General features: G+C 32.2%; 21 protein-coding genes. 5 read left to right on the top strand and 16 right to left on the bottom strand.

All coding sequences use genetic code 11. The features are described from left to right. Window positions 1-10 precede the first annotated feature (10 nt). Both Q0975_RS15000 and Q0975_RS15005 read right to left on the bottom strand, forming a co-directional pair. Window positions 11-1756, bottom strand: coding sequence for an FAD-dependent oxidoreductase (locus Q0975_RS15000; protein ID WP_299438063.1), 1746 nt, complete (start codon window positions 1754-1756; stop codon window positions 11-13). A gap of 147 nt (window positions 1757-1903) precedes the next feature. Further along, window positions 1904-3337: a hypothetical protein gene (locus tag Q0975_RS15005; RefSeq protein WP_299438066.1), complete on the bottom strand. Its 1434-nt coding sequence runs from the start codon at window positions 3335-3337 to the stop codon at window positions 1904-1906. A gap of 195 nt (window positions 3338-3532) precedes the next feature. Here Q0975_RS15005 and Q0975_RS15010 point away from each other — a divergent pair, with 195 nt between their 5' ends. Continuing rightward, a complete protein-coding gene (locus Q0975_RS15010; RefSeq protein WP_299438067.1) occupies window positions 3533-4504 on the top strand; it encodes an NAD(P)-dependent oxidoreductase in 972 nt (323 codons plus the stop codon). Further along, the gene (locus Q0975_RS15015) at window positions 4501-5199 is read left to right on the top strand and encodes a glycosyltransferase (protein ID WP_299438069.1); all 699 of its coding nucleotides are present in this window, start codon (window positions 4501-4503) and stop codon (window positions 5197-5199) included. Before Q0975_RS15010 ends, Q0975_RS15015 begins: the two co-directional genes overlap by 4 nt. Here Q0975_RS15015 and Q0975_RS15020 read toward each other — a convergent pair. The 3 genes from Q0975_RS15020 to Q0975_RS15030 are packed head-to-tail and all read right to left on the bottom strand — an operon-like array spanning window position 5180 to window position 7512. After that, a complete protein-coding gene (locus tag Q0975_RS15020) occupies window positions 5180-5953 on the bottom strand; it encodes a hypothetical protein (RefSeq protein WP_299438071.1) in 774 nt (257 codons plus the stop codon). The two genes, Q0975_RS15015 and Q0975_RS15020, sit on opposite strands and share 20 nt — an antisense overlap. After that, on the bottom strand, window positions 5943-6770 hold the full coding sequence (locus Q0975_RS15025; RefSeq protein WP_299438073.1) for a class I SAM-dependent methyltransferase: 828 nt from the start codon (window positions 6768-6770) through the stop codon (window positions 5943-5945). Before Q0975_RS15025 ends, Q0975_RS15020 begins: the two co-directional genes overlap by 11 nt. Beyond that, window positions 6760-7512, bottom strand: a complete 753-nt coding sequence (locus Q0975_RS15030) for a class I SAM-dependent methyltransferase (RefSeq protein ID WP_299438075.1) — start codon at window positions 7510-7512, stop codon at window positions 6760-6762. Before Q0975_RS15030 ends, Q0975_RS15025 begins: the two co-directional genes overlap by 11 nt. Before the next feature lie 167 nt (window positions 7513-7679). On the opposite strand from Q0975_RS15030, the gene Q0975_RS15035 reads away from it, so the two are divergent. Both Q0975_RS15035 and Q0975_RS15040 read left to right on the top strand, forming a co-directional pair. Continuing rightward, window positions 7680-8027 (top strand): hypothetical protein, encoded by a 348-nt coding sequence (locus Q0975_RS15035; RefSeq protein ID WP_299438077.1) that lies wholly within the window; start codon window positions 7680-7682, stop codon window positions 8025-8027. 17 nt (window positions 8028-8044) lie between these two features. Further along, window positions 8045-9118 (top strand): hypothetical protein, encoded by a 1074-nt coding sequence (locus tag Q0975_RS15040; RefSeq protein ID WP_299438079.1) that lies wholly within the window; start codon window positions 8045-8047, stop codon window positions 9116-9118. A gap of 3 nt (window positions 9119-9121) precedes the next feature. Here the strand turns inward: Q0975_RS15040 and Q0975_RS15045 are convergent, their stop codons facing one another. The 8 genes from Q0975_RS15045 to Q0975_RS15080 form a co-directional block, all read right to left on the bottom strand. Continuing rightward, window positions 9122-9814 (bottom strand): uracil-DNA glycosylase family protein, encoded by a 693-nt coding sequence (locus tag Q0975_RS15045; RefSeq protein WP_299438206.1) that lies wholly within the window; start codon window positions 9812-9814, stop codon window positions 9122-9124. 182 nt (window positions 9815-9996) lie between these two features. Then, a complete protein-coding gene (locus Q0975_RS15050; protein WP_299438081.1) occupies window positions 9997-11655 on the bottom strand; it encodes an MBOAT family O-acyltransferase in 1659 nt (552 codons plus the stop codon). Further along, window positions 11648-12928, bottom strand: coding sequence for a GDSL-type esterase/lipase family protein (locus Q0975_RS15055; RefSeq protein WP_299438083.1), 1281 nt, complete (start codon window positions 12926-12928; stop codon window positions 11648-11650). The genes Q0975_RS15050 and Q0975_RS15055 overlap by 8 nt, the downstream gene beginning before the upstream one ends. After that, complete coding sequence (locus tag Q0975_RS15060; RefSeq protein WP_299438085.1) at window positions 12915-14429, bottom strand: lipase; 1515 nt, start codon at window positions 14427-14429, stop codon at window positions 12915-12917. Before Q0975_RS15060 ends, Q0975_RS15055 begins: the two co-directional genes overlap by 14 nt. A gap of 222 nt (window positions 14430-14651) precedes the next feature. Next, window positions 14652-14912, bottom strand: a complete 261-nt coding sequence (locus Q0975_RS15065; RefSeq protein WP_299438087.1) for a hypothetical protein — start codon at window positions 14910-14912, stop codon at window positions 14652-14654. A 244-nt stretch (window positions 14913-15156) separates the two neighbouring features. Continuing rightward, window positions 15157-15879 carry a hypothetical protein gene (locus tag Q0975_RS15070; protein ID WP_299438089.1) on the bottom strand — a complete coding sequence of 241 codons (723 nt, stop codon included), beginning with the start codon at window positions 15877-15879 and terminating at the stop codon, window positions 15157-15159. 155 nt (window positions 15880-16034) lie between these two features. Further along, the gene (locus Q0975_RS15075; RefSeq protein WP_299438091.1) at window positions 16035-19487 is read right to left on the bottom strand and encodes a pyruvate carboxylase; all 3453 of its coding nucleotides are present in this window, start codon (window positions 19485-19487) and stop codon (window positions 16035-16037) included. A 196-nt stretch (window positions 19488-19683) separates the two neighbouring features. Next, window positions 19684-20826 carry a TRAP transporter substrate-binding protein gene (locus Q0975_RS15080; protein WP_299438093.1) on the bottom strand — a complete coding sequence of 381 codons (1143 nt, stop codon included), beginning with the start codon at window positions 20824-20826 and terminating at the stop codon, window positions 19684-19686. Window positions 20827-21032: 206 nt separating this feature from the next. On the opposite strand from Q0975_RS15080, the gene Q0975_RS15085 reads away from it, so the two are divergent. Next, window positions 21033-21362 (top strand): hypothetical protein, encoded by a 330-nt coding sequence (locus Q0975_RS15085; RefSeq protein ID WP_299438095.1) that lies wholly within the window; start codon window positions 21033-21035, stop codon window positions 21360-21362. 76 nt (window positions 21363-21438) lie between these two features. On the opposite strand, the gene Q0975_RS15090 is transcribed toward Q0975_RS15085, so the two are convergent. The 3 genes from Q0975_RS15090 to yaaA form a co-directional block, all read right to left on the bottom strand. Then, the gene (locus Q0975_RS15090) at window positions 21439-22785 is read right to left on the bottom strand and encodes a TRAP transporter large permease subunit (RefSeq protein ID WP_299438097.1); all 1347 of its coding nucleotides are present in this window, start codon (window positions 22783-22785) and stop codon (window positions 21439-21441) included. Next, window positions 22785-23288 (bottom strand): TRAP transporter small permease subunit, encoded by a 504-nt coding sequence (locus tag Q0975_RS15095; protein ID WP_299438098.1) that lies wholly within the window; start codon window positions 23286-23288, stop codon window positions 22785-22787. The genes Q0975_RS15090 and Q0975_RS15095 overlap by 1 nt, the downstream gene beginning before the upstream one ends. Window positions 23289-23402: 114 nt before the next feature. Further along, complete coding sequence (yaaA, locus tag Q0975_RS15100) at window positions 23403-24164, bottom strand: peroxide stress protein YaaA (RefSeq protein ID WP_299438100.1); 762 nt, start codon at window positions 24162-24164, stop codon at window positions 23403-23405. Window positions 24165-24226: the final 62 nt, after the last annotated feature.

Genomic DNA, 24226 nt, shown 5'->3' on the forward strand with positions numbered 1-24226 from the left:
CATTGGATTTTTAAAGTTCTACAGGTGTTTCATTTACTTCTAGTGCTGCACGAATACCAGATTCGATAGCTCCTTCTATCCACGCATGCTTTAGGGATGTATGTTCTCCTGCAAAATGTGCTTTTCCATCCCATTCAGGTTTTTCTATAGCACCTTGTAATAGATTTAATTGTCCTGGTGTAAAAATGGCTGCCTCTCCAAAAGCATACGGATTCTGCATCCAGGATACAGTTGCTGCTCCTTTTATACCATCCACATACTCTGGATCTTCTGATGCATTGGGATTAAATACAGATAAAGATTTAATTCTTCTTTGTTCATCTAAATCGTTTGGCGCGTGTGCTACAGCAATGTTGTCCAATGCATATATATAACGATCCTTATGACTCATAGAATCCCATTTTCTGGCATCATCTGCCCAACAATAGCATGCTAGCATTAATCCATTTCCTTCTTTATTTATATGCTGACTTGGATAATAGATAAAGCGATTAGATAAATCGGTTATTGTTCCACCTCCCACAATATTATATGGATCTTTTTCCCACCATCGTTCTGTAAATTCAATCAATACTTTGGTTGCAGAATCATAATGAAGTTCTCGAATTGCTTTTCTTTTATCCTGTGAAAATTTAGGCCATACATGCACCATTCTGAATGCCGAGAAGGGTATCGTTACGATAACCTCATCAAACTCCATTTCGCTTACAGGTACCTCTTGCTTTTTAAATCCTATTTTTTCGTAGTACGAAGGATCTCTTTTAATTTCTATTTCTGTAGATATTCTAACCTTTCCGTCTCTTAGATAAAGATCTGTCATTCTTGTATCCAAATGAGTAATATCCCTTAACTCATGTTTTTCATAAAAAGACTCTGTAATCACATCTGTTCCTCCTACTACCTGCCAAAACACGGTGTCATTTTTGATAATATTAGATTCAATAAAACTCTGCAAGAAATCATAAGACATCCGCGACTCTAGATTCTGAATTACCGCAATCATTTCTATGGCATTCTCAGAGTAATTGGTGAATTCCTTTAGAAAACGCCTCATAGAGTATTCGCCTAATTTCTCGATTAGTTTAGGCCAGTTTGCTATCGGATCAATAGCTATAAAATCTTTAAGAGGCTGTAATGCGTTATTTAGTAATACATCGGCCGTCTGGTTTTCGTCTGGAACATTTGGATCTTTATTGGTTTGCACATGATAATCCAACAATTTATTAATATCAGCACCTTCTTTATAATACTCACTCTGAACTACTTGTTCATAGTTCACATATAAAAATGAGTTGAATGTTTTTTCAGGAAATGTAGCACTCTCTTTTTCGTAGTTTACATAATCCTCTTCTTTATTTTTTAGTGCTTCTTCTTTGTCTACAGAGACATAATAAAAAGGCTCTAAAGGAACCTTTAACTGCTTGCAATACTCTAGCACCATATTATGAAAATTAGGTAAGCGCATTGCTCCGGCTTCTGCATATAGTGAGCTATCTTCCCAATACTTCTTTCCTTCAGTATTTCTAAAAGTTTTCACTCTTCCTCCAATTCGGGTATTTGCTTCTACAATAGTAACCTTATGTCCCGATTGCCTTAAAATAGAAGCCGCAACCATTCCCGCCATTCCAGCTCCTACAACAAGTACATCTTTTTTCTTGCCTTTGGCTTCAGGAAATCCTGTTTTAATATATTCCAAATATTTCTGAACAATTGGATCGTTGTCTTCATCCAATAAGCTATGTAAATACGTTTTCATGTAAAGTGATTTTAGTGCGGTGATAACCACAAGAGTTAGTCTGATTCATGCTATAATTAAGCACACACCAAATTACTTCATATATTGATGAAATGAAATAGGGGTTTATACGGGAAATTAGGGAGAATTTAGTTGAAAAAATTAATCTTATGGTTCTGTTATCTCAAAAACGGAATAATATTTATAATCATAAAAACTATCTTCAAAGAGTATTGATTGGTACTTTATTATGAAAGAATCTATTTCTTTAGAAGATGTCAGGTTTTCAATAATATACGTTGCACAATTACTTCTTATGTGTTCTTTTTCAGAATCGCCACGCAACAAGTCGACTAACTTCTGAGCTGCTTTACTTCTAGTACGTTTAGATATATCAAACTCAACCACAACACTATATTTCTCACTTACAATTAATTCTCCAACACTAATACATCCATTATCTTTTTTTTCAATCAAATGATCTTCATAATTAGCGTATCTTAAAAATTTAGTTGGCATTGGTTTTTGTAATATTGTATAATATTCTTCATAACCTATAACGAAGGGTTTTTTATATTTTATTTTTAAACGATTAATTGCACTTACTTGTTCAGAAAAGGTATATGGTAAATCATAACTAAATGCATCAAAAAAATTATAAAAGATAAGCATAACAGTCATTACTATAGTAGCAACACTACCATGTTTTTTTTTAAAAAATTCAACAAAAAAGAGTGTGCTGAATATTATAACTGAAGGAATTAAAGGCAATAAATCAACATTAGTTTGAAAATCAAGAGAATTAAATGCTACCCAGAGAAAAGAATAAATAATTAAAAAGATTAATGTTCTTTTTTTTATTGAAGTATCGGGCTTATTAATATTCTTTTTAACTATTTCATAAAGCCCTATTAAAAACCCAAACAAGGCTAATACAAAATGTAATGACTCTAGTATAAAATGAGGGTAAATTCCTTTTTTTATCCAATGGAATGGTGTTTCACCTATATCCGATCCTTCTATTACTAACTTTCTTATAATAGCTTGATTCCAAAAATCCAACCAACCATCTGTAAGTTGTAGATAAAACAATACAGGTAGAACTCCAAGAAAAACTCCAAAAAACAATTCATATAAGACAGGGAGCAATTGTTTAGAATTCCATGGCAACATAATAGCTGTAGCAAATAGACTAACCATTGCTACATGCCAACTCATGGCTGCAAGAGAAAAGAAAAGACCTACCAACAACCAATCTTTTCTATTGAAAAAGTGAATTCCAAGAATAGAAAATAGCAAGACCCAAAGTTTTGGTTCTGCATTTACTCCCGAAAGAATTTGTATATATCCCAACCCACAAAATAACAAGCAAGCAATCGGCGCAGCAAATTTTTCTTTAAATAATCCTTTGCACAAAACAAAAATAGAACCGCATGATGATCCATATAATAAAAGCCCTATTATTCGAGCTGATTCAATCGTATTTAAAGATAGTAACCCACCTAACTTCATTAAGAGTCCTACAATAATTGTTGAAAGAGGTGTATACCCAAATGTAGTAGCTGTATACAATGGATCCCCTCTAAAAACTACTTGTGACATATACAACAGGTACGCTCGGTCAAATAAAATAGGTTGCTCAAAAGGTTTATAGAACATAATCGTAATTGAAATTCCTGTCAAAAACCAAAAAACAAATCCTATATTTGTTTTTTGGCTTAAAAAGCTGAGCGTGTTTTTTATTTTAATCAAATCCATAAAAATCTTCGAAATTTCTTGAATCAAAGTTAACCGTAAATGAATAATTCTGATGATTTTTTTTATGGAAAGAAAGTAATTATTACGGGTTCCTCAGGATTTATTGGATCTCATCTTTCAAGAGAACTAATGTATAAAGGCGCTAAAGTGTATGCGTTTGTTCGAAAACAATCTGATTTATGGAGACTCAAATCAATCTTTGGTAAGATTGAAATTATTGAGGTAGATCTTCTTAATTTTAAAAATACTCATAAGCTAATAGATAAAATAAGACCTAATTACATTTTTCATTTTGCTATTCCATCTCATACCTTACTTCGTGATGCATTGGATTTACGTAGACAAATTGATATAACTAATGGTCATCTCATAAATTTGTTTCAATCAATTAAATTATCGAATATCAAATTAAATGGATTTATTCATGCTTGTAGTGGTTCTGTTTATGAATGGAACAAAAATCATTTTGTTTTAACGGAATCAACACCTTTACAACCTTCAACCCTCAGAGGGATGTTAAAACTCAGTCAGCGTAATCTTTGTCTATATCTTAGTAAAAATGACAATATACCCATAAAACTTGTCAGAATATTTAGAGCGTATGGGCCCTGGGAAACTCCTAGTAAACTGATTGTAAAAGCTTTAGATTCCGAAAGATTAAAAACTCCAATACCATTAGGCAATGATGAGTATAAAAGAGATTATATTTTTATTAAAGATTTAATAGATGGAATATTAGCTTTGACAAAAAGTAATATGCCCAGCGGAACAGAAATGAATTTCGGAAGTAATTCTCAATATAATGCCTCCGAAATTGTGAGTAAATTAGAACAAATTTTGGGTAATGAAATACCTAAATCACTTAATACGTATCCAAAAAACTTGTATGACAAAGGTGATTTTATTGCAGATTGTTCTTTAGCAAAAAAGAAATTGGGTTGGCTACCAACAACCGAAATTGAAAAAGGATTAAAAGCAACTATATCTTGGTATAAAAATCAATATCAATGACCGAAGAAATAGAAATCAGTGTTGTTATCCCTATTTACAAAAATAATAAATCATTGCTTGAACTAAGTGCTAGAATTATAAAAAGTCTTGATTCATTTAAACATGAAATTATTTTTGTCAATGATAACTCTCCTGATAATTCTTTAGAAATATTAAAAAATCTTACTTCGAAATACAAACAAATTAAACATCTTAATTTAACTCAAAACTTAGGACAACAAAAGGCCACTATGCAAGGGCTAAAAATAGCAATGGGAAAGAAAATAGTTGTACTAGATGGGGACTTACAAGACAGACCTGAATTAATACCGAGATTAAATAATTCTATTTCAACAAACAAAAATTCAGTTTTCGTAAAAAGAAAAGGGATATACCAATCTGCAAGTAGAATGGTTACTTCTGTATTGATCAAAAAAGTTGTTCAATTAATTTCGGGATTACATTATAAGGCTGGTAGCTATTACATGTTTGATAGCTCTTTATTACCAAAAGTATTATTAGTAGCTTCAAAATGTAAATATCCATATCTTTCTATTATAGTAGCACATTTTTCTAGTACCATAACCTATATTTCCGCTAATCGAAATAAAAACATAGAGCCATCTAATTATAATTTTGCTACAAGAATAAAGGCAGCTATTATGGCTATTTATTGTTCTTTTTATTGTAGCTATTTCAAATTAAATCCTGACTAAACAAACGTTTCTCATCCATAGTTAAATCATTAACTATTAAATTATTATCATTAAAATTTTCTCTTAATGCATTAATAATCTCTGATATCTCGTATATATCAAGATCTTTATAAAAAGATCTTCTTAAAAAGCCAAAAGAAGCATCATACCTTTTCATTTGTTTAATTAAAAGGGAACAAGGTACCGGATCTCCCGCTAATGGATGTGTAAGTCCCGCGATACCAAATTTTTTGCTGATTTTGGGTCTTAAAACATCAATTGTTCCATCCACGAAAGGAAAAAATATATTTCTAGAACTCCGCTGAATAGAAAGATCATTTAATCCGACAAAAAAACGATGAACTGGCATTTTATCAAGTTGTTCAATTATCATTAATGCCTCATTTGTCTCCAACATAAGGCTTATTTTTACACGATTTTTTACGCAATCCAAAACAAACTTAACCTCATCAACACTTTTAATCATTGGAACTAAAAGTTCACTAGCTCCTAATTCAATTGCCAGATCTATTTCCTCTTTAGACCAATATTCTGGTCCATTAATTCTACATATTAAATTCTTAACCTCTTTTATACCTACAATCTCTAAATCCTTAGCAGTATGTTCATTTACCTGAGTATTATACAGATCCTGTCTATTGGATTTTCCTTTATTCTCCCAATCAACAACAATACCATCTATATTTGCTTCAATAAGCTTGTCTAGCGTTCGAGCGTTCGAGTAAAACGCGAATAATTCAAAATTACTTTTCATAAGTTTCTGGTTTATGAACCACTACTAAACAACTTGATCCAAAAGGAATTTTAATCTTCTGTTTAATTATTAATTTTTCTGGAAATAATAAAAACCTAAATAATCTTCCTAATACACTATATTTATTAATATGTCCTGTGGATTTTCTATTTTTCTCACTCTTAAACCTATTTATCAACAATCTTCCGATAACAATAGGAAGAGGCAGAAAAGAAAAAAAGTAGGTTTTATAATCCATTGTAAAGCCAGTGTCAGAAAGTTTCTTACTCAGACTATTTAAGGTATATCTTCTATAGTGTCCTACTTCCTTATCAAAACTTGAAAACAAGAATTGAAAAGCAGGGACAGTAATAATCAATTTTCCTCCTGGTTTTAGAATTCTAAAAATCTCTGCTAAGAATTTTTTATCACACTCAATATGTTCTAACACATCTAGTAAAACTGCGGAATGAAAAGCTGAATCTATAAATCCAGCATCCATTAGCGATCCATTAATAATATTTTCTATTCCGTTTTCATTAGCATTAATTGCACCTTGAATGCCTGGTTCCAATAATAACGTTTCAATTCCTATTGACTGTAGATATTTAGAAAACTCACCATTACCTCCTCCAATATCAATAGTAGTTTCAATAGGACTACTGGCGATAACTTTTTTGAGGCATTCTAGTCTATGAGAAAACCAAAATGAGTTTTTTTCTTTTTCTTTAATGAGTTCATGGCCATTTATAGTATATGAAACGTTTTTTGCAGCGGGGGTTTTCCATATATCATTTTCACCTAAAATGGCATTTGTAGCCAATTGATCAATATTCATTTTGATTTGGCTTATCCATTTTAACAATCTGAAACGCAGAAAATGCTTTAAATATTCTTAATTTTTCAATAAATTTCTCTACTGCTCGTCCTATTTTTGTATTAACAACAAACGGTGGGAAAAATCCATATTTATTAATAGAAACATTTTTCAACCCTGCATACTCAGAAGCTTTATGAAAATTTTTATTAGTCATCCTTGCCACTCCTTTATCTCCAGCCCAGGACATAGTTGGCGAAAAAACTATCTGAAAATAATATAACGGATTATAAGCGTTTGGTTCTAAAAAAATAATTGATCCTCCAGGTTTGAGCAAACGAGACATTGCTTTGATATAAGTATCAAGGTTCATAAAATGATGTAGTGTAAAAAAGCCTATTACATAATCAAAACGATCATTTAGTTCATTTGGTGCTTCGAGAATATCAGAAGCAACTAAATCAATCGGGAATCGATTTCCATTATGTTCTAACATTTTTTGCAACAATACTGGAGATAAATCAAGCCCAGTAATTTTGTATCCTTTCTTCAATAGAGGGAAGGTGAACTTACCCATCCCACAACCAACTTCTAAAATTTTATCTTCTCGGGTAATTCCAGAAAATCTAACAAACTGGTTTATATGATTATTTACGTAATACGAATCAACAGGAATCATGGTTTTTTTTACCTTGCCTGCATAATAATCTAATTGTACAGAATTATGATGATGTATTCCTGATTTTACTAATTGGTTTGACATATTACTGTAATCTTACTTTATAGCTTTAAAAAGAAAAGGTTCGTTTTTAATTTCTCTAACAAAGTTAGTACTATTTTCACACAGAGATGAGATATATTCGTTTATTAAATAATCGACTCAGATCTAAACAGTATTAGATTAAAAATTATTTTAGTATTTAGCGATATATGATTAAAAATGTAAAACATATAATTGGTATTACGTATTTGTTATTGCAACTAGGTCTAATAATATCTGCCCGTTTTAATTCCAACAGATACTTTGTTTGGGCTCCTCATGATATCCAAACCGAGTACTTTTTAGAAGTCTATTCTTTTCAAAAGAAGCTGAATGATCTGAAAATAAAAGAAAGATATGGATTAAGCTCACACGGATGGATTGATCTGCCAGCAAATCACTTGATTAAATTCATTACAGAATACGAAAGAATACATCCAGATTCGGGCACTGATTCTATACTATTAAAATATAATGTTAATGGTAAAAACTGGAGTACCTGGAGCTATGAAGAATAAAGAAAAATGACTCAATTATGATCAAACATTTTTTTGATTTAAGTAAAACAAAATTCCCTACTAACATTGATTTGATGTATAAATTGATCGTTATTCTACCTATATTTCATCACTATTTGTTCAAAAACTATCTTAAATTACCTTTTCTAGATTTCATAAATGAAATAGGAAATTTTCATTTAATTTATTGGATTGTTATCCTCTTTACTATAATAGGAATTACAATTACCTTATTTAATATTGCTCCTAAAATAGGCAGTGCTATGATTGCTTTCTGTTTACTGACAATAACAATTGGATGTAGATCTTGTTATTCAGATAGTAGATTATACATCGTAAGTCTGTTAATCTTATTAGCTATTTATCAAAAAGATTTTGGTGTTAAATTATTACGTTGGCAAGTTATCATTCTCTACTTTGGTTCTGGAATAAATAAATTACTCGACCCTGATTGGCAGGTAGGAATATACATGGATAATTGGTTAGATTACAAAATGAATTTCTCTTTATATAAAGAATTTGCGACAATCTTGCCTGATTTATTGCTTGCCCAAATTATTTCCTGGTCTGTAATTGTAATAGAACTATTAATATGTTTTTGTTTTACTAAAAAAACTTATTTTAAAATAGCCATATGGTTAGGAATAGTTATGCATAGTTCTTCTATAGTAATTACTAATCATACTTTTGGTTCATTTGTAGCTACTGTAATAATTTCTTATTTAGCATTTCTAGAGTGGCCAAAAAAAATTATCATTTCTCTACCAAAAACTAAGGTTTCTAGTTTTGTCAAAAAATATAATCACATTATAGATCCGTATCATACTATTCAAATACTGATAAATTCTTCTTCTCAAAAAATTGAATTACAACTTAAAAATCGATGGTATTTAAATTTTATAGCATTACAACAAATAATTATATATACTCCTATCTTTTACTTTTTGGTGGTTTTACTATTAGTATTGCCTAGATATGGTTCAATCAAAGGAATAATTCTATTGGTCATTTCCGTTTTACTATTACCAATAGTTGGTAAATTATTAAACTATCTATTTACAAAGAGCATTAAACATTCTGGAAGTAACTAAGCTTTAAAAAAACTCTCTGTACTGCATCACTCTAAAATCTATTGTATTGAATTTAGGGTTTTTATTTTTTAAATCTTTATAGGATTGTAAACTTCCTATAGATCTATTAGCTGCTCCCGATGGTGCTGTTAAGGACACTGTTTTTATAGTTCTATTTGAATTGTCTCTCGACTCCGCTCGAGATGACAGTTTTGAGGAAAGCTTAAATTGGTGTATTCTAGGAATCTCATTAGAAACTAATTCTAATTGTAATTGGTATTCTTTAAGATGTTTTCTAAAGAAATATTCTGGTCCATTTTTACTATTACCTCCCGTAAATAAAAGTGTATCAATCTGAGGATACTGATGTAAATATGACACTACATCTCTTAGCTGTATTTGTTGCATCCCTAGATCTGAAGCATCAATTTTATCTCGCTGACAGCTATGCACAATATCACACACTCCTATCCCTCGAGAGATTAAAAAATTCTTTCGCTGATCTATTGCTTCTGACGTGGTTTCAAACTTCAAATTCAGGTCAAAAATACGATCTAAAACTGGCCATAATAAACCACTGATACTTCCATAACAAAAATCGACATCTCCTTCTTTTAAAACTCCTGATGTAAAACGCGGTGGTGGTAAAGTACCTACTATTAATTTAGTTGCTCCTTCTGGAAAAAAAGGTTTGTATGGATGCGTATGATTGAACAAAGTTAATTTAGATTTATGATTTACGAATGTAGAAATATTTTGCGTTAAGGATAGAAACGACATCCTTTTATTTTTTTGTTAAAAAAATAAAAGATACAGTGGATAGCCTGATCTGCCTCAGGCGGAAAACGCCCTAAGTATTATTATAAATATAATCAATACTACAGTTCTGTTTTTTAAAATCAAAACTGAAAATAAATAAATGGTTGAAAATCGGCAGCATAAGTTTGGTAACAGATAATAGCCACAATAGTTGCTATTAGACCTTTAATCACAATATTACTTTTAACAAACTGATCTAGCAACCAATTTTTTGTTTTATATGGTAGCCAATGTGTAATATACCCAATCAGCATTACAATAAACACAACTCTGTATTCCCAAAGCACGATTAATGCATTGGTCCAATCCATATTGGTCATTATTGACTGATAGAAACGATCAATATGATCCATACTATTACCTCTAAAATAAATCCTTGTAAAGGTTATGAAAACAAAAGTAAAAGTGATTTTCCATATTGTTGCTAACCACGCATTAGAGTTTTCGTAAGGGCTTATTTTTCGCCAATATTTATAGGCAACAACTCCTAAACCATTAAGTCCTCCCCATATTACAAATTTCCAGGACGCACCATGCCACAAACCTCCGACCAACATCGTGATCATAATATTTACATTCCTATTAAAATGCCAAGCCAGTTTCGCTGAAAATAATGTAACTATGAGTAATACTCCTATTCCTGCAGTAGCGATAATAGCAATACCAAAATCTGCATATGCAAATGCTCCTAAAAAGGTAAAAATAATAATGAATACATACGAAAATATACTTCCGTTACGATTCCCTCCTATTGGGATATATAAATAATCTTTTAACCAACTGGATAATGATATGTGCCAACGTTTCCAGAAGTCTCCACAATGAATTGCTTTATAGGGTGAATTAAAGTTAACAGGTAATTTATATCCCATTAGTAATGCAAGGCCAATTGCAATATCAGTGTATCCAGAAAAATCTCCATAAATCTGTAATGAATATCCAAACATCGCCATAATATTTGTAAATCCAGAAAACATCTCTGGAACATCAAATACACGATCCATAAAATTCATTGCAATAAAATCTGCAAAAAGCATCTTCTTAATAAGTCCTTTGAGAATCATAAAAGTTGCATTACCAAAATCTTCTTTGGTAATATTAATTTCTTTTCTGATCTGTGGTACGAAATCGGCTGCACGAACAATAGGACCGGCAACCAATTGAGGAAAGAAACTTACAAAAAAACCAAAATCAATAATTGAATTCAATGGTTTGATCTGTTTTCTATAGATATCTACACTATAACTTATAGTTTGGAAGGTATAAAAAGAAATTCCTACAGGTAATATAATCGTATCTACTGTAAAATAATCCGCATTTGCCCAGGTATTAGCAAACTGCGCCAGGTAATTAATTACCTGATAATCTGTATTAAAAAGGTTGTTATATGATTCTGTAAAAAAGTATGCATACTTGAAATAACAAAGTGTACCTAAATTAATAATCACACTAATTGCTACTAATACTTTCTTTACTACAATCGAAGTACTATTATAAATTGCTTTGCCTAAAAAGAAGTCATTTACAGTACTAAATAATAGAATTCCTATAAACAAGCCACTAGTTTTATAATAGAACAATAAGCTAATAGCAAAAAGATACGCACTACGGAGGCTCTTTTTACTATATACAATTGCATACAAAAAGTAGATCGCTGCAAAGAATATCCAGAAATCTGCTTGTGTAAATATCAAAGGAAAATCCTCTGAAAAAGAAAAAATATCTTTTAATCTATTCATTAATAATTTGATTCAAAACAGAGTTAGGCATCAAGTTTAATTCTTTTTCCCATGAATTAGTCAATGCCTGTAATAATAAATCTGCTTTAATTCTATATCCCAATTGTGTAAAATGTATTCTATCTCTAGGCATCAATTTATTCTGATACCAGTCTTTAGAGGAATTAAAACCTCCCATTATTTCATAAAAATCCCAAACAGCCATTTTATGTTTTTTAGCCAATTCATAGATAATCTTCTGCATGATTCTTGTTCTAGGGTTTGGGTATTTCCTTTTATAATAAGAATCATTAGGTACTGTAAGTAATACTGCACAATCAGGATTAGCTTTTTGAGCAGTTATAATAAGGTTTTCATAATACTTCCTATATTCTTCTGGCTTAAAATCAGGATGATATCCATCATTGGTTCCTACTGAGACAATAAACAGATCTGGTTTATACAACATCAGTTGATTGTCAAAATATTTACATCTACTGTAATAATTAAAACTTGCTCCGTTTACACCAATTGTAGTATACTCAACACCGCTATTATCATTCATTAATTCCATACCCATCATTAGAAATTCCGGATTCTCAGGATCTCCAATTCTTTGTACACAAAATTCTAATTCCTCTACTATTTGCGTAAGTGTAAACTCTATAAAATGTGCTTCTTTATTTACTTTGGTATCTGCTATCAGCTCAGATTCTTTAAAGTAAATTTCGTAATCTTCACTCCAATTATCATAAAAAATTCTGATCTTATTAAAATCATAGTGTTGGGCATCATAACCTCTATGATTTGCTTTAATCTTAATATTTGCCAGAGAATCTTTAAAAACGGCGCTAACTCCAGCCATTCCCCAAGCAACACTATCTTTTTTTATCGAACAACGATATCCGGTCCAATCGCCATCAAATTCTACATTATAATTACTGGGGTTATTAGTACCTGCAACTTTATACGGATAAATAAACCCACGCTGACCTTTTGCCGTTGGACTCATATGCTGCAGATACGTTCTCAATCTATTTGAATAAATATCAGCCTGAATATGCGATCCACCAATATGAAAAATATGAACATCTTCCTTGCTTCCTTTGGCAATTGTATCCAATTTATGAAATAGTTTGGCAAAAGAAGGAGCATCTTCTGCAAACTTGATTTGATTGGCTTTCCAGTTTACAAAAGGATATTTGTTCTGAATTGTATCCAACACATAATCCTGAGCCATTATGGAAGAACTCATTAAGAATACGCAAAAAAATAATATGCTATGTCTCATCATTTGGTTCTTCTTTTAGGTCAAGATATAGCGCTGTGAAAAATAATTCCGAAATAATTTTAGTTCCTTTCCAGGTAAAATGCATATAATCATTGGCGGTTAATTTTTCGTCCACCCAAAATGGCATAGACCCTTTACCACCCATGGCATCATACATACTCCAATAAGCTACATTATTCTCGGAGCAAGTTTCTATTAATTTAGCATTAAGGTAAGGTAATAAAGGATATGTTTCCATCTTACCATTTACAGGAAGACACATATCCGTAGGACCAATAAATATAAAACTCACATTTTTAGTTCTACGTCTTAACCAATTTATCTGATTCACTATAGATTTAGCATAATTATCAACCTTGGTAGAATCCTTAAGATATGGCATCGTATTACCTCCATATTGCATAATGATAATCTTAGGTTTTAAATTCCTTGTCATCTGGCCGTATATAGAAGCATTAGTACTAGAAAAAATTGTACCTGAAGAACCGCGCATAGCCACATTATCCATCTGAACTCTTGATCCACCATCTAATGTCAACCCATAAAAATCAGGGCTTACTTTACCTTCTACCTCAATTTTTAAATTACTAGGAGTTGTATTCGTTTTTATCTTGTATTTATGATACTTACCATCTGGAATCAGACTGTCTTGTTTAATTATTTTTCCATCATTGTATACAGAAATCTTTACTGGAAAATTACAATTACCATAATGCAAACCTATATTAGTAAATCTTCTGAACTTAGCATATGCTTTTTTAGACTTACCAATAGTCACTGATGCTTTTACTATTGGAAGGGAATCCAACGTAACACTATCTGGTTGAATCTTTTTATGCTCTGTAAATCTAGAAACTGACATATACGCACCATACTTTCTGTGCTTAAATTTCTCCTGTGTAGGATCAAATCTGGCATATCTGAACCAGTTTTCACTAGGTTTTACGATTGCTGCAATTTGATTGTATACTGGTTTTACTGGAATAAATCCAGGGCCACTACCTCCATACATTCCTTGTAACCTGTTACGTATATATCCAGTAATTCTATCGCCTTCGATCTGAGAATCTCCATAATGTATAATCCTACACGACCTAGAAGACAGTTTGGCTTGTAACTCTTTAGCAAAATCAGGATTATCAGCTGGATACCTTATCCTCTCCAATTTCGTTGTATCTATTTTAGAGAAATCTGGTCTTTGTAAACTATCTTTTTTAGCTACTGCATCAGAAGACGTATCCGGTTCTAATTCGGATTCATCGGCTACAGGAACGATGGTTTCTGTAACTTTAAGTATATCTTGCCTGGTAAGCGATGAGTCTTTTTCTAAAGCTAGAAAGGTTTTATAAGTAGGATACTTAAGAGAAATTCCTTCGTAAGAAAACCCGTCTTCTTGTATTTGTTCTTTTTGGATTCCTCCTTTTTGACTTAAAAACATTAGCCCAAACAACCCACCCAATACGAGTATAAGAAATAGGGATATTTGAATAGGTTTGATTTTCAAGGCTATCGGGGGACTTTTCGTTTTTGTAAAAATAGAAAGTTTTTGCGAAATGCAAAGGAAGAGAGACTCTTTTGAAACATTTTTTGACAAAAAAGTAGTCTTTAATAACAATAAAGCCACAATATCAATTGTGGCTTTGTTAAATATTATAATATCACAGTGTATAAACATCCTAAATATGCCAAGAAAAAAACTTAGACATTAAGAATGTTCTAACCTTATCTATGCCCAATCACCAGGTCCACCCGATCCACCACATTGAACAGCGTCATTGATAAAGTAAGGGTAATTCAATGTGCAATATTGACTTGCTCCACTAGGTTGGGATGCTCTACGCGTATTACAATTACAATTGAAGCGACAAGATCCCAAATGAAAAAATGGATAACAACTACCACGTGACAATCCGCCACCACTAATTGTTTGTTGTTCTTTTTTGGTAATTGCTTGAGCCCCTTTTAGGTTTAAGAGATTTTTAAACATAATAAAAATGAGTTAATATTAGTATTCCTTGAACCATTATAAAGGCAATCAAGGTTTTGCCTATCTAAGGAAGAATTTAAAAGAATAATCGAAAGATTATTTAAAAAGAAATCCCTCTTCTAAAGATAGTATAATTTAGGGGAAATATCAACACTCTTCATGAAGCATTGCATTTTATTAATTTATAAAAACAAAAACCTAGCTTACTCTTTATAAGTGTTTTAAAGAAGTACTGGAGCTGTATTTATAACGAAGACATTAACTTCTCTACGTCACTAACTACTGCTCTATATTTGTTTCGATTAGGTTTGGACATATTTTGTGATTCTAAAACAATCTCTTCTAAAATCTCCTTTGCTTCTGTTCTTTTTCCTTTTTCCACAAGAAACTGGGCTAAAGTATAGCGTTCTTCATAATTAGAATATCGCTGATCGATTGGTTTTAAGTTTGCTTCTGCTTCTTCAGACCTACCTTGATTCTCCAATGCTAAACCATAAAGAAACTGACTTCTAGAACCTCTAAAATCTGATCTTGAGTTTATTTGCTCTGCACAAAAAATCACTTTATCGAATTGACTTATTTGAGAATATCCTTCGAGTATTTTTTTAACAACTCCTGCATCTTGATTATAGTTGCCTTTCAAGGCTATTTCATATTCGCCGATACCTGTTTTATAATCACCCATTTCATACAAAGCGTCCCCAAGATGTGTTCGGTTTTGAAATGTATCTGCAAATTCTACTTGTTTTCTAAGATCATTAACTTTCTTAGTAGGATTAACAACATTAACAATTTCTTTTTGAACAACATCAAGATCTTTTTTATTAAATACCTGTGTTACTAAATAGATAATACTACCAATAACAGGCAAGAATAAAATTACAAAATACCAGTAGTATTCATTTCTATTCTTAATAGCATGATAAATACAAAATCCTTGTAGGGCAATAATTAAAAAGTAATACATGCGGGTAAAAGTAGGCAATTATATAATGATATTGAGAATCAAAACACCTATTCTGTCGGATGGAGCGGAGTCGAGAGATAAAAGAACTTATTTAAAGCATTTCGACTCCGCTCCATGTGACAATAGAATATTTTTTTAAGCCTTTTTTCGATATATTATTTTAAAGTGATTACCAAATCATCTGCTTCGACCATAGTCCCCGATTTTAATACTATTTTTTTAATAATAGCATCTTCATTAGCAGTAATCGTAGTTTCCATTTTCATGGCTTCAATAATAAAAAGTGGATCATTCTTTTTTACTTCTTGCCCTGTTTTAACTAATACAGAAGATAATGATCCTTGCAATGGCGCTCCTATCTGTTTTTCATCAGCTTTATCTGTTTTAACATGAGCTATTTTATCTACTTTGATTGAATTATCCTTAATCTCTACATTTCGAGTCTGTCCATTCACTTTAAAGAATACCGTTACCATTCCATCCTCGTGCGGTTCTCCAATTGATATCAACTCAATCAATAGAATCTTACCTTTGTCTAATTCTATGATGATCTCCTCTCCAGGAGTCATTCCATAAAAGAAGTTCTTAGTCGGAATATTCATCACATTACCATACTTTAGATGGTGATTGTAGGCTCCTGTAAATACTTTAGGGTATAGTTTATACGAAAGGAAATCTGTAATATCTAACTCTCTACCCATTCCTTTTTTAAAGACTTTTACAAAATCTTTAAACTCTGTTTCGAAATCTACAGGTTCTAAATGTGCATTTGGTCTATTGGTAAATGGTTTCTGATCCTTTAACACTGACTTCTGAAGATCTTTTGGAAAACCACCTTCAGGCTGACCTAATTCTCCTTTAAATAAACTTACAACAGATTGCGGAAATGAAATAGTTTCTCCTCGCTCTTTTACATCTTCTATAGTAAGATTATTACTTACCAGATATTGTGCCATATCACCTACTACCTTAGAACTCGGTGTAACCTTTACTATATCTCCAAAAAGGGTATTAACCTCGCCATACATTTTGGTGATTTCATGAAAACGATCTGCCAACCCTAATCCTTGCGCCTGTGGTTTTAAATTAGAATATTGTCCTCCAGGAATTTCGTGTTGATACACATCTCCTGTTCCTGCCTTAAGGCCAGATTCAAAAACATAATAATACTCACGAACAGCTTCCCAATAATTAGAATATTCATTTAGCTTAGTAATGTCCATCGGATTCTCACGTTCATGGAATCTAAGCATTTCCATAATTGCATTAAAGTTAGGCTGAGCAGTTAATCCTGAAAGTCCTCCAAGTGCAACATCAACTACATCTACTCCAGCCTCAATTGCCTTAAGGTATGTAGCTGATTGTACTGAAGAAGTATCATGTGTATGTAAATGTATTGGGATATTAATTTCAGATTTTAATGCCGACACCAATTCATAAGCGGCATAGGGCTTCAACAATCCGGCCATATCTTTAATTCCTAAAATATGGGCTCCTGCATTCTCTATGTCTTTAGCTAACTGTACATAATATGCTAGCGTATATTTAGTTCGTTTCGGATCCAAAATATCCCCTGTATAACACAATGAACCTTCTGCAAGACCTCCTGTACGAGTTCTAACATGTTCAATACACGGAGCGATTGATTTCATCCAGTTTAATGAATCGAAAATTCTAAATACATCTACTCCATTTTCCCAGGATTGTTCCACAAATTTTCCTATCAGGTTATCAGGATACGCTGTATATCCAACTCCATTTGATCCACGAATCAACATTTGCAGTAACAAATTAGGCATTGCTTTTCTCAAAGCACGAAGACGTTCCCAAGGGTTTTCCTTTAAAAACCTAAGGCATACATCAAAAGTTGCTCCTCCCCATACTTCCATACTAAATACTTCAGGGTGGTTTTTCGCAAATCCTTCTGCAACTTTCTGCATATCATAGGTACGCATTCTAGTAGCTAATAAGCTCTGATGTGCGTCGCGCATAGTAGTATCGGTAAAATGAACTTTCTTTTCATTTTTTAACCAAGCAGCAAATTTCTCAGGTCCTAATTCTGTCAATAAGTCTTTAGTTCCTTTTTTATATCCGTTAGCCCTATCAAATTCAGGAACTGCAGGAGTTACAAAAGTCTTTGTAGGGTCAATGATTTTTACATCTGGATTACCGTTTACAATAACATCTCCTAAAAATGTTGCTAACTTCGTAGCCCGATTTCGAGATTCTTTTATAACGAATAATGCTTTTGTATCTCTTATAAAATTAACTGTAACAGCTCCTTTTCTAAAAGTTTCGTGTTTTAAGATATTATCTAAAAATGGCATGTTCGTTTTCACACCACGAATCCTAAATTCAGAAAGTGCTCTTCGCATTTTTCTACAAGCTCCATCTAGTGTTCTACTGTTAGCAGAAACTTTTACTAGCATAGAATCAAAAAACGGTGAAATCGTGACGCCTTGATATACACTACCTGCATCTAATCGAATTCCGAATCCAGATGCACTTCTATAGGTTGTTATTGTTCCGTAATCAGGCTTAAAATCATTTTCAGGATCCTCGGTTGTAATTCTACATTGTAGCGCAAAACCTGTTGTTTTTACCGCTTCCTGATTCTCAATTTTTATTTGCGTATCGGATAGTTTATAACCTCCAGCAATAAATATCTGAGCTTTTATTAAATCGATACCCGTTATAATTTCAGTCACCGTATGCTCTACTTGTACTCTAGGGTTTACTTCGATAAAATAAATACTATTGTCATCATCCACCAAAAATTCTACAGTACCAATATTATTGTAATCTACTGCTTTACATATCTTCAAAGCATATTCATACAGATTATCTAAAATACCTTGCTCAACTCCATAAGAAGGTGCATATTCAATCACTTTTTGATAGCGTCGTTGCACAGAACAATCTCTCTCGAAAAGATGTACCATATTCCCATGGTGATCGGCAACAATCTGTATTTCAATATGTTTTGGGTTTTCTACAAATTTTTCCAGAAAAACAGTATCATCTCCAAATGCATTTAGGGCTTCTCTTTGAGATTCCGGATATGCTTTTTCTAATTCCTCTACACTTCTAATCACACGCATTCCTCGACCTCCACCACCAGAAGCAGCTTTAAGCATAACAGGGAATCCAATGCGTTTAGCTTCGTTAATCGCTATTTTTACATCTGTAAGATCTTCTTTATTACTTTGGATAATAGGAATATCATTAGCAATAGCTACTTCTTTTGCCATGATCTTATCCCCTAACGATCGAAGTACCGATACTTTTGGTCCTATAAAAATAATATCATTTTCTTCACAGCTTTGCGCAAAATCGGCATTTTCTGAAAGGAATCCGTATCCGGGATGTATTGCATCCACATTATTCTTTTTTGCAACCTTAATGATTGCTTCAATATTTAAATACGGTTTTAAAGGTTCATTATCTGCTCCTATTTGATATGCCTCATCTGCTTTATAGCGATGTAAAGAATATCTATCTTCATAGGTATAAACTCCTACGGTTTGTAAACCAATCTCTGTACAAGCTCTAAAAATCCTAATAGCTATTTCACCTCGATTGGCAACTAAAACCTTCTTAATTTGCATGATAATAATTTTGTGTTTAAATAATATTTAGCGAACATTCGCTGCGAAGATATTGATTAGAAAGAATACTTCCAATACATTTTAGCCAGAATAAATTAAATAATTAAATTTTATGTTAATAATTAACCAATTCTCTTTATATGTTATCTAAACATTTAAAAGTTACAATTAAAAAGAAAAGTGTCAGTCTAATAGCTTATTTCTGAATCTTATTATAGTATGCTTTCTCGGTTACTTCGGACCATTTAGATATTCTGTTTTGAAAATTAGAATAACTCTCATACACTTCTTTGGACAGTGGATCATCACCTATCATTTCTTGTATAGCTTCATCGGTAAACCCTCTTAACGCATCAAGGGTTTCTTTAGAAAACTCTCTAATTTCTACTCCTTCCTCATTCACTAACTTATCTAGATAAATACCATTCTGCTTATCAAACTCAGATAACACCCATACTTGAGCACGCTTAGAGGCCGCTTGTAAAACAGCCTGTAGATGTGGCGGTAAGCCATCATGAAGATTTTTATTTATAAAAAACTCTAATTGAGATCCGGTTTCATGCCAACCTGGAGTATAGTAATATTTCGAAATTTTATGGAATCCCATTTTATAATCATGATATGGACCAATCCATTCTGTCGCATCAATAACTCCACGTTCTAAACTTGTATAAATTTCACTACCTGCGACCAGAACTGCAGCTCCACCTGCTTTTTCTAATACTTTACCACCAATTCCTGGTAAACGCATTTTTAGCCCTTTGAAATCTTCTATCGAATTAATCTCGCGATTAAACCATCCTCCCATTTGTACTCCAGTATTCCCTCCCATGTAGGGTACCAAATTAAATTTAGCGTAGGTCTTTTTCCAAAGCTCATATCCACCTCCAACTTCTAACCAAGAGGTAATTTGCTGACTATTCATCCCGAAAGGAACTGCCGCAAAGAACTGTGCTGCGGGGGTTTTACCAGCCCAATAATACGCTGCTCCACAACCCATCTCGATCGTTCCCTGAGAAACTGCATCAAAAGCTTCTAAAGGTGGCACTAATTCTCCTCCTCCATATACTTTGATTTTAATCTGACCATTAGAAAGTTCATCTACCCATTCAGCGTATTTCTCAGCTACTTCTCCCACTACCGGAAAGCCTGGTGGCCAAGTAGTAGTCATTTTCCAATGAAATACTTTGTTTGGCTTTGTTACGTCATAAGATGCAGGATTATTCATACTAGCCGGAGGCTCTCCTAAACAGGATAAAAAAAATGAACTGATTAATACCAATATAAATAACCTTTTTAAATTATATGTCTGGAATAATTGTATTAAAATAGAATTCATTTTTTAATTTTTATTAGGCTTTCAATTTATAATTATTCCTAATTAAATGCTATTTCTTATGATAAAAATTCTCAAGTAACAAGAATTCTCTATGTAATAATGCTTCTTTATTTTCAATAAAAAATCATCTCGATTCTAATAAAAGAAATACAAAAAAACTCCCTTCAATTTTATATTAATTTTAATATTTAGAAACTCGATAGGGAATGAAGTTTGATTATCAAACAATGACCCTTATTAAGCCTAAAATTAATAACATAGAATATATTAATGATACACTCCCTAATTCAAAATATGAAATGTCATTATTCAAAAAAAATCATAGAACTTTGTTAATGAAAAAGGATGATTTATATGAAACCATTATTTCAAAACTCCCTATTCAAAATCGAAAAAACTATTGTGAATCTTTAATCTTCAGGACGCAACAAGATTTAACAAATCCCGAATGTCAAATACAAAAAAAAGAATTAAAAAAACTCTTAAAAGCAGCGGAGATAGAATTAAAAAACTTAGATAATATTTTAAACCATTAACCTAAGAAGCATAACAGCAAAACTTATTCGAAATAGAATTCAAAAATATGCTCTAGTTTATGAAAGTATTTTTATTCTATTTCGAATTAAAAATAATCTCTGGAAAAAATATTACCAAACCAACAATGAGTAGCTGAATAATAATAAAAGGAATAATTCCTCGATATATCTGGCTGGTTTTGACCGTTTCTGGTGCTACACCTTTTAGATAGAACAATGCAAATCCAAATGGTGGTGTTAGAAATGAAGTTTGCAGATTTAACGCCATCAAAATCCCAACCCAAAGCATATTCATATCAAAAGCATTAAAAATCGGAGTCACCACAGGAACTATTATAAATACAATCTCTATAAAATCAATAAAAAAGCCTGCAATAAAAATAACTACCATCACTAATAACAAAAACATCATAGGAGTAAGTTGAGAAGACATAATCAATTCCTGAAGATATCGATCTCCTCCTAGTGTTCTAAAAACTAGTGTAAACGTTGTCGCTCCTAATAATATAAAAAATACCATTGACGTTAATCTTGTGGTTTCTTGTGCAACTTCTTTTAATATTTTAAATGAAAACTTTTTCTGTACAATGGTTAGAATAGTAGCTCCCAATGCTCCTATAGCAGAAGCTTCTGTAGGAGAAGCCACTCCCGTAAAAATCGAACCTAACACAACAACTATCAGTAAAACAGGTAACAGCAGCACTTTAAGCACCTTAGATACAAAATTATGCTCTCTAAATGCTGCAATTTCTTCTGCAGGAATACTTGGCGCATCTTTTTTATGAATTGATGACTTTATTAATATATACACTATATATAATCCAACTAAAATTAATCCAGGAAGTAAAGCAGCAGAGAACAATGTTCCTACATCTACCGATGCCGCTCCTCTTGAGGAACTATTGATTGTATCTGCCAATAACACCAAAACAATAGAAGGCGGAATAATCTGTCCTAAGGTTCCTGAAGATGCAATCACTCCTACTGCGAGTTCTGTTTTATACCCTCTTTTTAGCATCGTTGGTAAACTAATTAATCCCATGGTTACAACAGTAGCTCCTACTATTCCGGTTGAAGCAGCTAACAAAGCTCCTACTATTACCACAGAAATCGCTAAACCACCTCGGACTCGTCCAAACATCATCGCCATAGTTTCTAATAAACTTTGTGCTAGCCCTGATTTCTCTAGCATAATTCCCATGAAAATAAACAAAGGTACTGCCATCAAAACATAATTATTAACCACTCCCATAATCCGAGAAGGCAATAAATAAAAAGTAGACATAGTAAAATACTCTGGAGCGAAAATCGAGACACCAAAAGCAAAAGCAACGGAAATACCTCCTAGCGTAAAAGCTACTGGGTATCCCTTCAGGATTAAAATAAAGATAATTACAAATAAGATGATTGCTAAAAACTCCATTAATTATCTCTATTAAAAATGATTTGAATTGATTTTAGCATCTGAGAAATTCCTTGTAGCAGTAAAAACACGAAACCTAAAGTGATGCAAAACTTAAGCACATATAATGCAGGCAATCCACCTGCTTGTGGAGAAGATTCTCTTATCATAAATGATGACATCCCATAATACCAGGAAGAAACAATTACTACATAACACCAAGGTATTAATAAAAAGGCGCCTCCTAAAAGGTCAATCCAAGCCTTGCCTTTTTCAGACAATTTCGTATAAAAAACATCTACTCTAACATGTTTCCCATATTTAAAAGTATATCCTGAGCCTACGAGAAATAAAATTCCAAATAAATAGATCTCTGTCTCGATCATCCAAATAAATGTAAATTGAAAGACATATCGAATGATGACGTCTAATCCAATAACAATTGCCAAAAGAACAGCAACCCAACTTACCAGAGTTCCCATTTTTTCACCAATCCAATCGAGAAAATCAATGGTTTTTTGCATCTAATGATTTATATAAAGAATATAAACGCTGAAGATACTAAAATTAGACACATATAGAAATTGAATGCCTCATTAGTGTTACCAAGAAAAAGATATTAATTTATAACCTAAAATTTATCTTACAAAAACCAGTTCATTTGGTTTAACAGTATGTTCTTCACTAAAACTATAGCCTTCATAATTAAACCCTTTTAAGTCTTCTATTGTTTCTGCTTCGGTATCAATAATATAACGCACCATCATGCCCCTAGCTTTTTTAGCAAAGAAGCTAATCATCTTTAATTTGTCTCCTTTCCAATCTTTAAATTGTGGAGTAATGATCGGAACTTTTAATGCCTTTTTATCAATTACGCTGAAGTATTCATTACTTGCCAGGTTTACAAACAACTCATCATCTTGGAGTTCTTCATTTAACTGTTCAGTTACCTGCTTTTTCCAAAACTCATATAAATTATTCTTACGTCCCACTTTAAGTTTGGTTCCCATTTCTAACCGATAAGGCTGCATTAAATCTAATGGTTTTAAAATTCCATATAAACCAGAAAGTATCCTTAGTTGATCTTGAAGCAAATCCAGCTTATCTTCTGGGATGGTATAGCTATCCAATCCAATATACACATCTCCTTTAAAAGCATACACTGCAGGTCTTGCATTCTCATTAGTAAATGGAAGATGCCAATCCTGATTACGTTGCCAATTTAACTGTGCAAGATTATCACTAATACTCATTAAATCAGACAATTTCTTAGGAGTCTTCTTCTGAAGTACAGCATTTAGCTTTTCTGCTTCCGCTAAAAAAGACGCCTCTGTATATTTTTTTGTCGGTAACGCCGTTTCAAAATCTAATGATTTGGCTGGAGATATTACAATTTTCATTCAGGTAACTTTTATTTTCTCAAAAATACAATAGTGTTCTGATAAATAAAATCAACTAACGT

This window comes from uncultured Aquimarina sp. (assembly GCF_947500065.1).
GTDB lineage: Bacteria > Bacteroidota > Bacteroidia > Flavobacteriales > Flavobacteriaceae > Aquimarina.

What these genes read in the sequence shown, in the direction of transcription:
- Q0975_RS15055 (WP_299438083.1), bottom strand. Translation starts at nt 12,928, where the DNA reads ATGATGAGACATAGCATATTATTTTTTTGCGTATTCTTAATGAGTTCT.
- Q0975_RS15030 (WP_299438075.1), bottom strand. Translation starts at nt 7,512, where the DNA reads ATGTCAAACCAATTAGTAAAATCAGGAATACATCATCATAATTCTGTA.
- yaaA (WP_299438100.1), bottom strand. Translation starts at nt 24,164, where the DNA reads ATGAAAATTGTAATATCTCCAGCCAAATCATTAGATTTTGAAACGGCG.
- Q0975_RS15080 (WP_299438093.1), bottom strand. Translation starts at nt 20,826, where the DNA reads ATGAATTCTATTTTAATACAATTATTCCAGACATATAATTTAAAAAGG.
- Q0975_RS15085 (WP_299438095.1), top strand. Translation starts at nt 21,033, where the DNA reads ATGAAGTTTGATTATCAAACAATGACCCTTATTAAGCCTAAAATTAAT.
- Q0975_RS15020 (WP_299438071.1), bottom strand. Translation starts at nt 5,953, where the DNA reads ATGAAAAGTAATTTTGAATTATTCGCGTTTTACTCGAACGCTCGAACG.
- Q0975_RS15070 (WP_299438089.1), bottom strand. Translation starts at nt 15,879, where the DNA reads ATGTATTACTTTTTAATTATTGCCCTACAAGGATTTTGTATTTATCAT.
- Q0975_RS15065 (WP_299438087.1), bottom strand. Translation starts at nt 14,912, where the DNA reads ATGTTTAAAAATCTCTTAAACCTAAAAGGGGCTCAAGCAATTACCAAA.
- Q0975_RS15005 (WP_299438066.1), bottom strand. Translation starts at nt 3,337, where the DNA reads ATGTCACAAGTAGTTTTTAGAGGGGATCCATTGTATACAGCTACTACA.
- Q0975_RS15025 (WP_299438073.1), bottom strand. Translation starts at nt 6,770, where the DNA reads ATGAATATTGATCAATTGGCTACAAATGCCATTTTAGGTGAAAATGAT.
- Q0975_RS15095 (WP_299438098.1), bottom strand. Translation starts at nt 23,288, where the DNA reads ATGCAAAAAACCATTGATTTTCTCGATTGGATTGGTGAAAAAATGGGA.
- Q0975_RS15075 (WP_299438091.1), bottom strand. Translation starts at nt 19,487, where the DNA reads ATGCAAATTAAGAAGGTTTTAGTTGCCAATCGAGGTGAAATAGCTATT.
- Q0975_RS15015 (WP_299438069.1), top strand. Translation starts at nt 4,501, where the DNA reads ATGACCGAAGAAATAGAAATCAGTGTTGTTATCCCTATTTACAAAAAT.
- Q0975_RS15035 (WP_299438077.1), top strand. Translation starts at nt 7,680, where the DNA reads ATGATTAAAAATGTAAAACATATAATTGGTATTACGTATTTGTTATTG.
- Q0975_RS15050 (WP_299438081.1), bottom strand. Translation starts at nt 11,655, where the DNA reads ATGAATAGATTAAAAGATATTTTTTCTTTTTCAGAGGATTTTCCTTTG.
- Q0975_RS15000 (WP_299438063.1), bottom strand. Translation starts at nt 1,756, where the DNA reads ATGAAAACGTATTTACATAGCTTATTGGATGAAGACAACGATCCAATT.
- Q0975_RS15010 (WP_299438067.1), top strand. Translation starts at nt 3,533, where the DNA reads ATGAATAATTCTGATGATTTTTTTTATGGAAAGAAAGTAATTATTACG.
- Q0975_RS15040 (WP_299438079.1), top strand. Translation starts at nt 8,045, where the DNA reads ATGATCAAACATTTTTTTGATTTAAGTAAAACAAAATTCCCTACTAAC.
- Q0975_RS15090 (WP_299438097.1), bottom strand. Translation starts at nt 22,785, where the DNA reads ATGGAGTTTTTAGCAATCATCTTATTTGTAATTATCTTTATTTTAATC.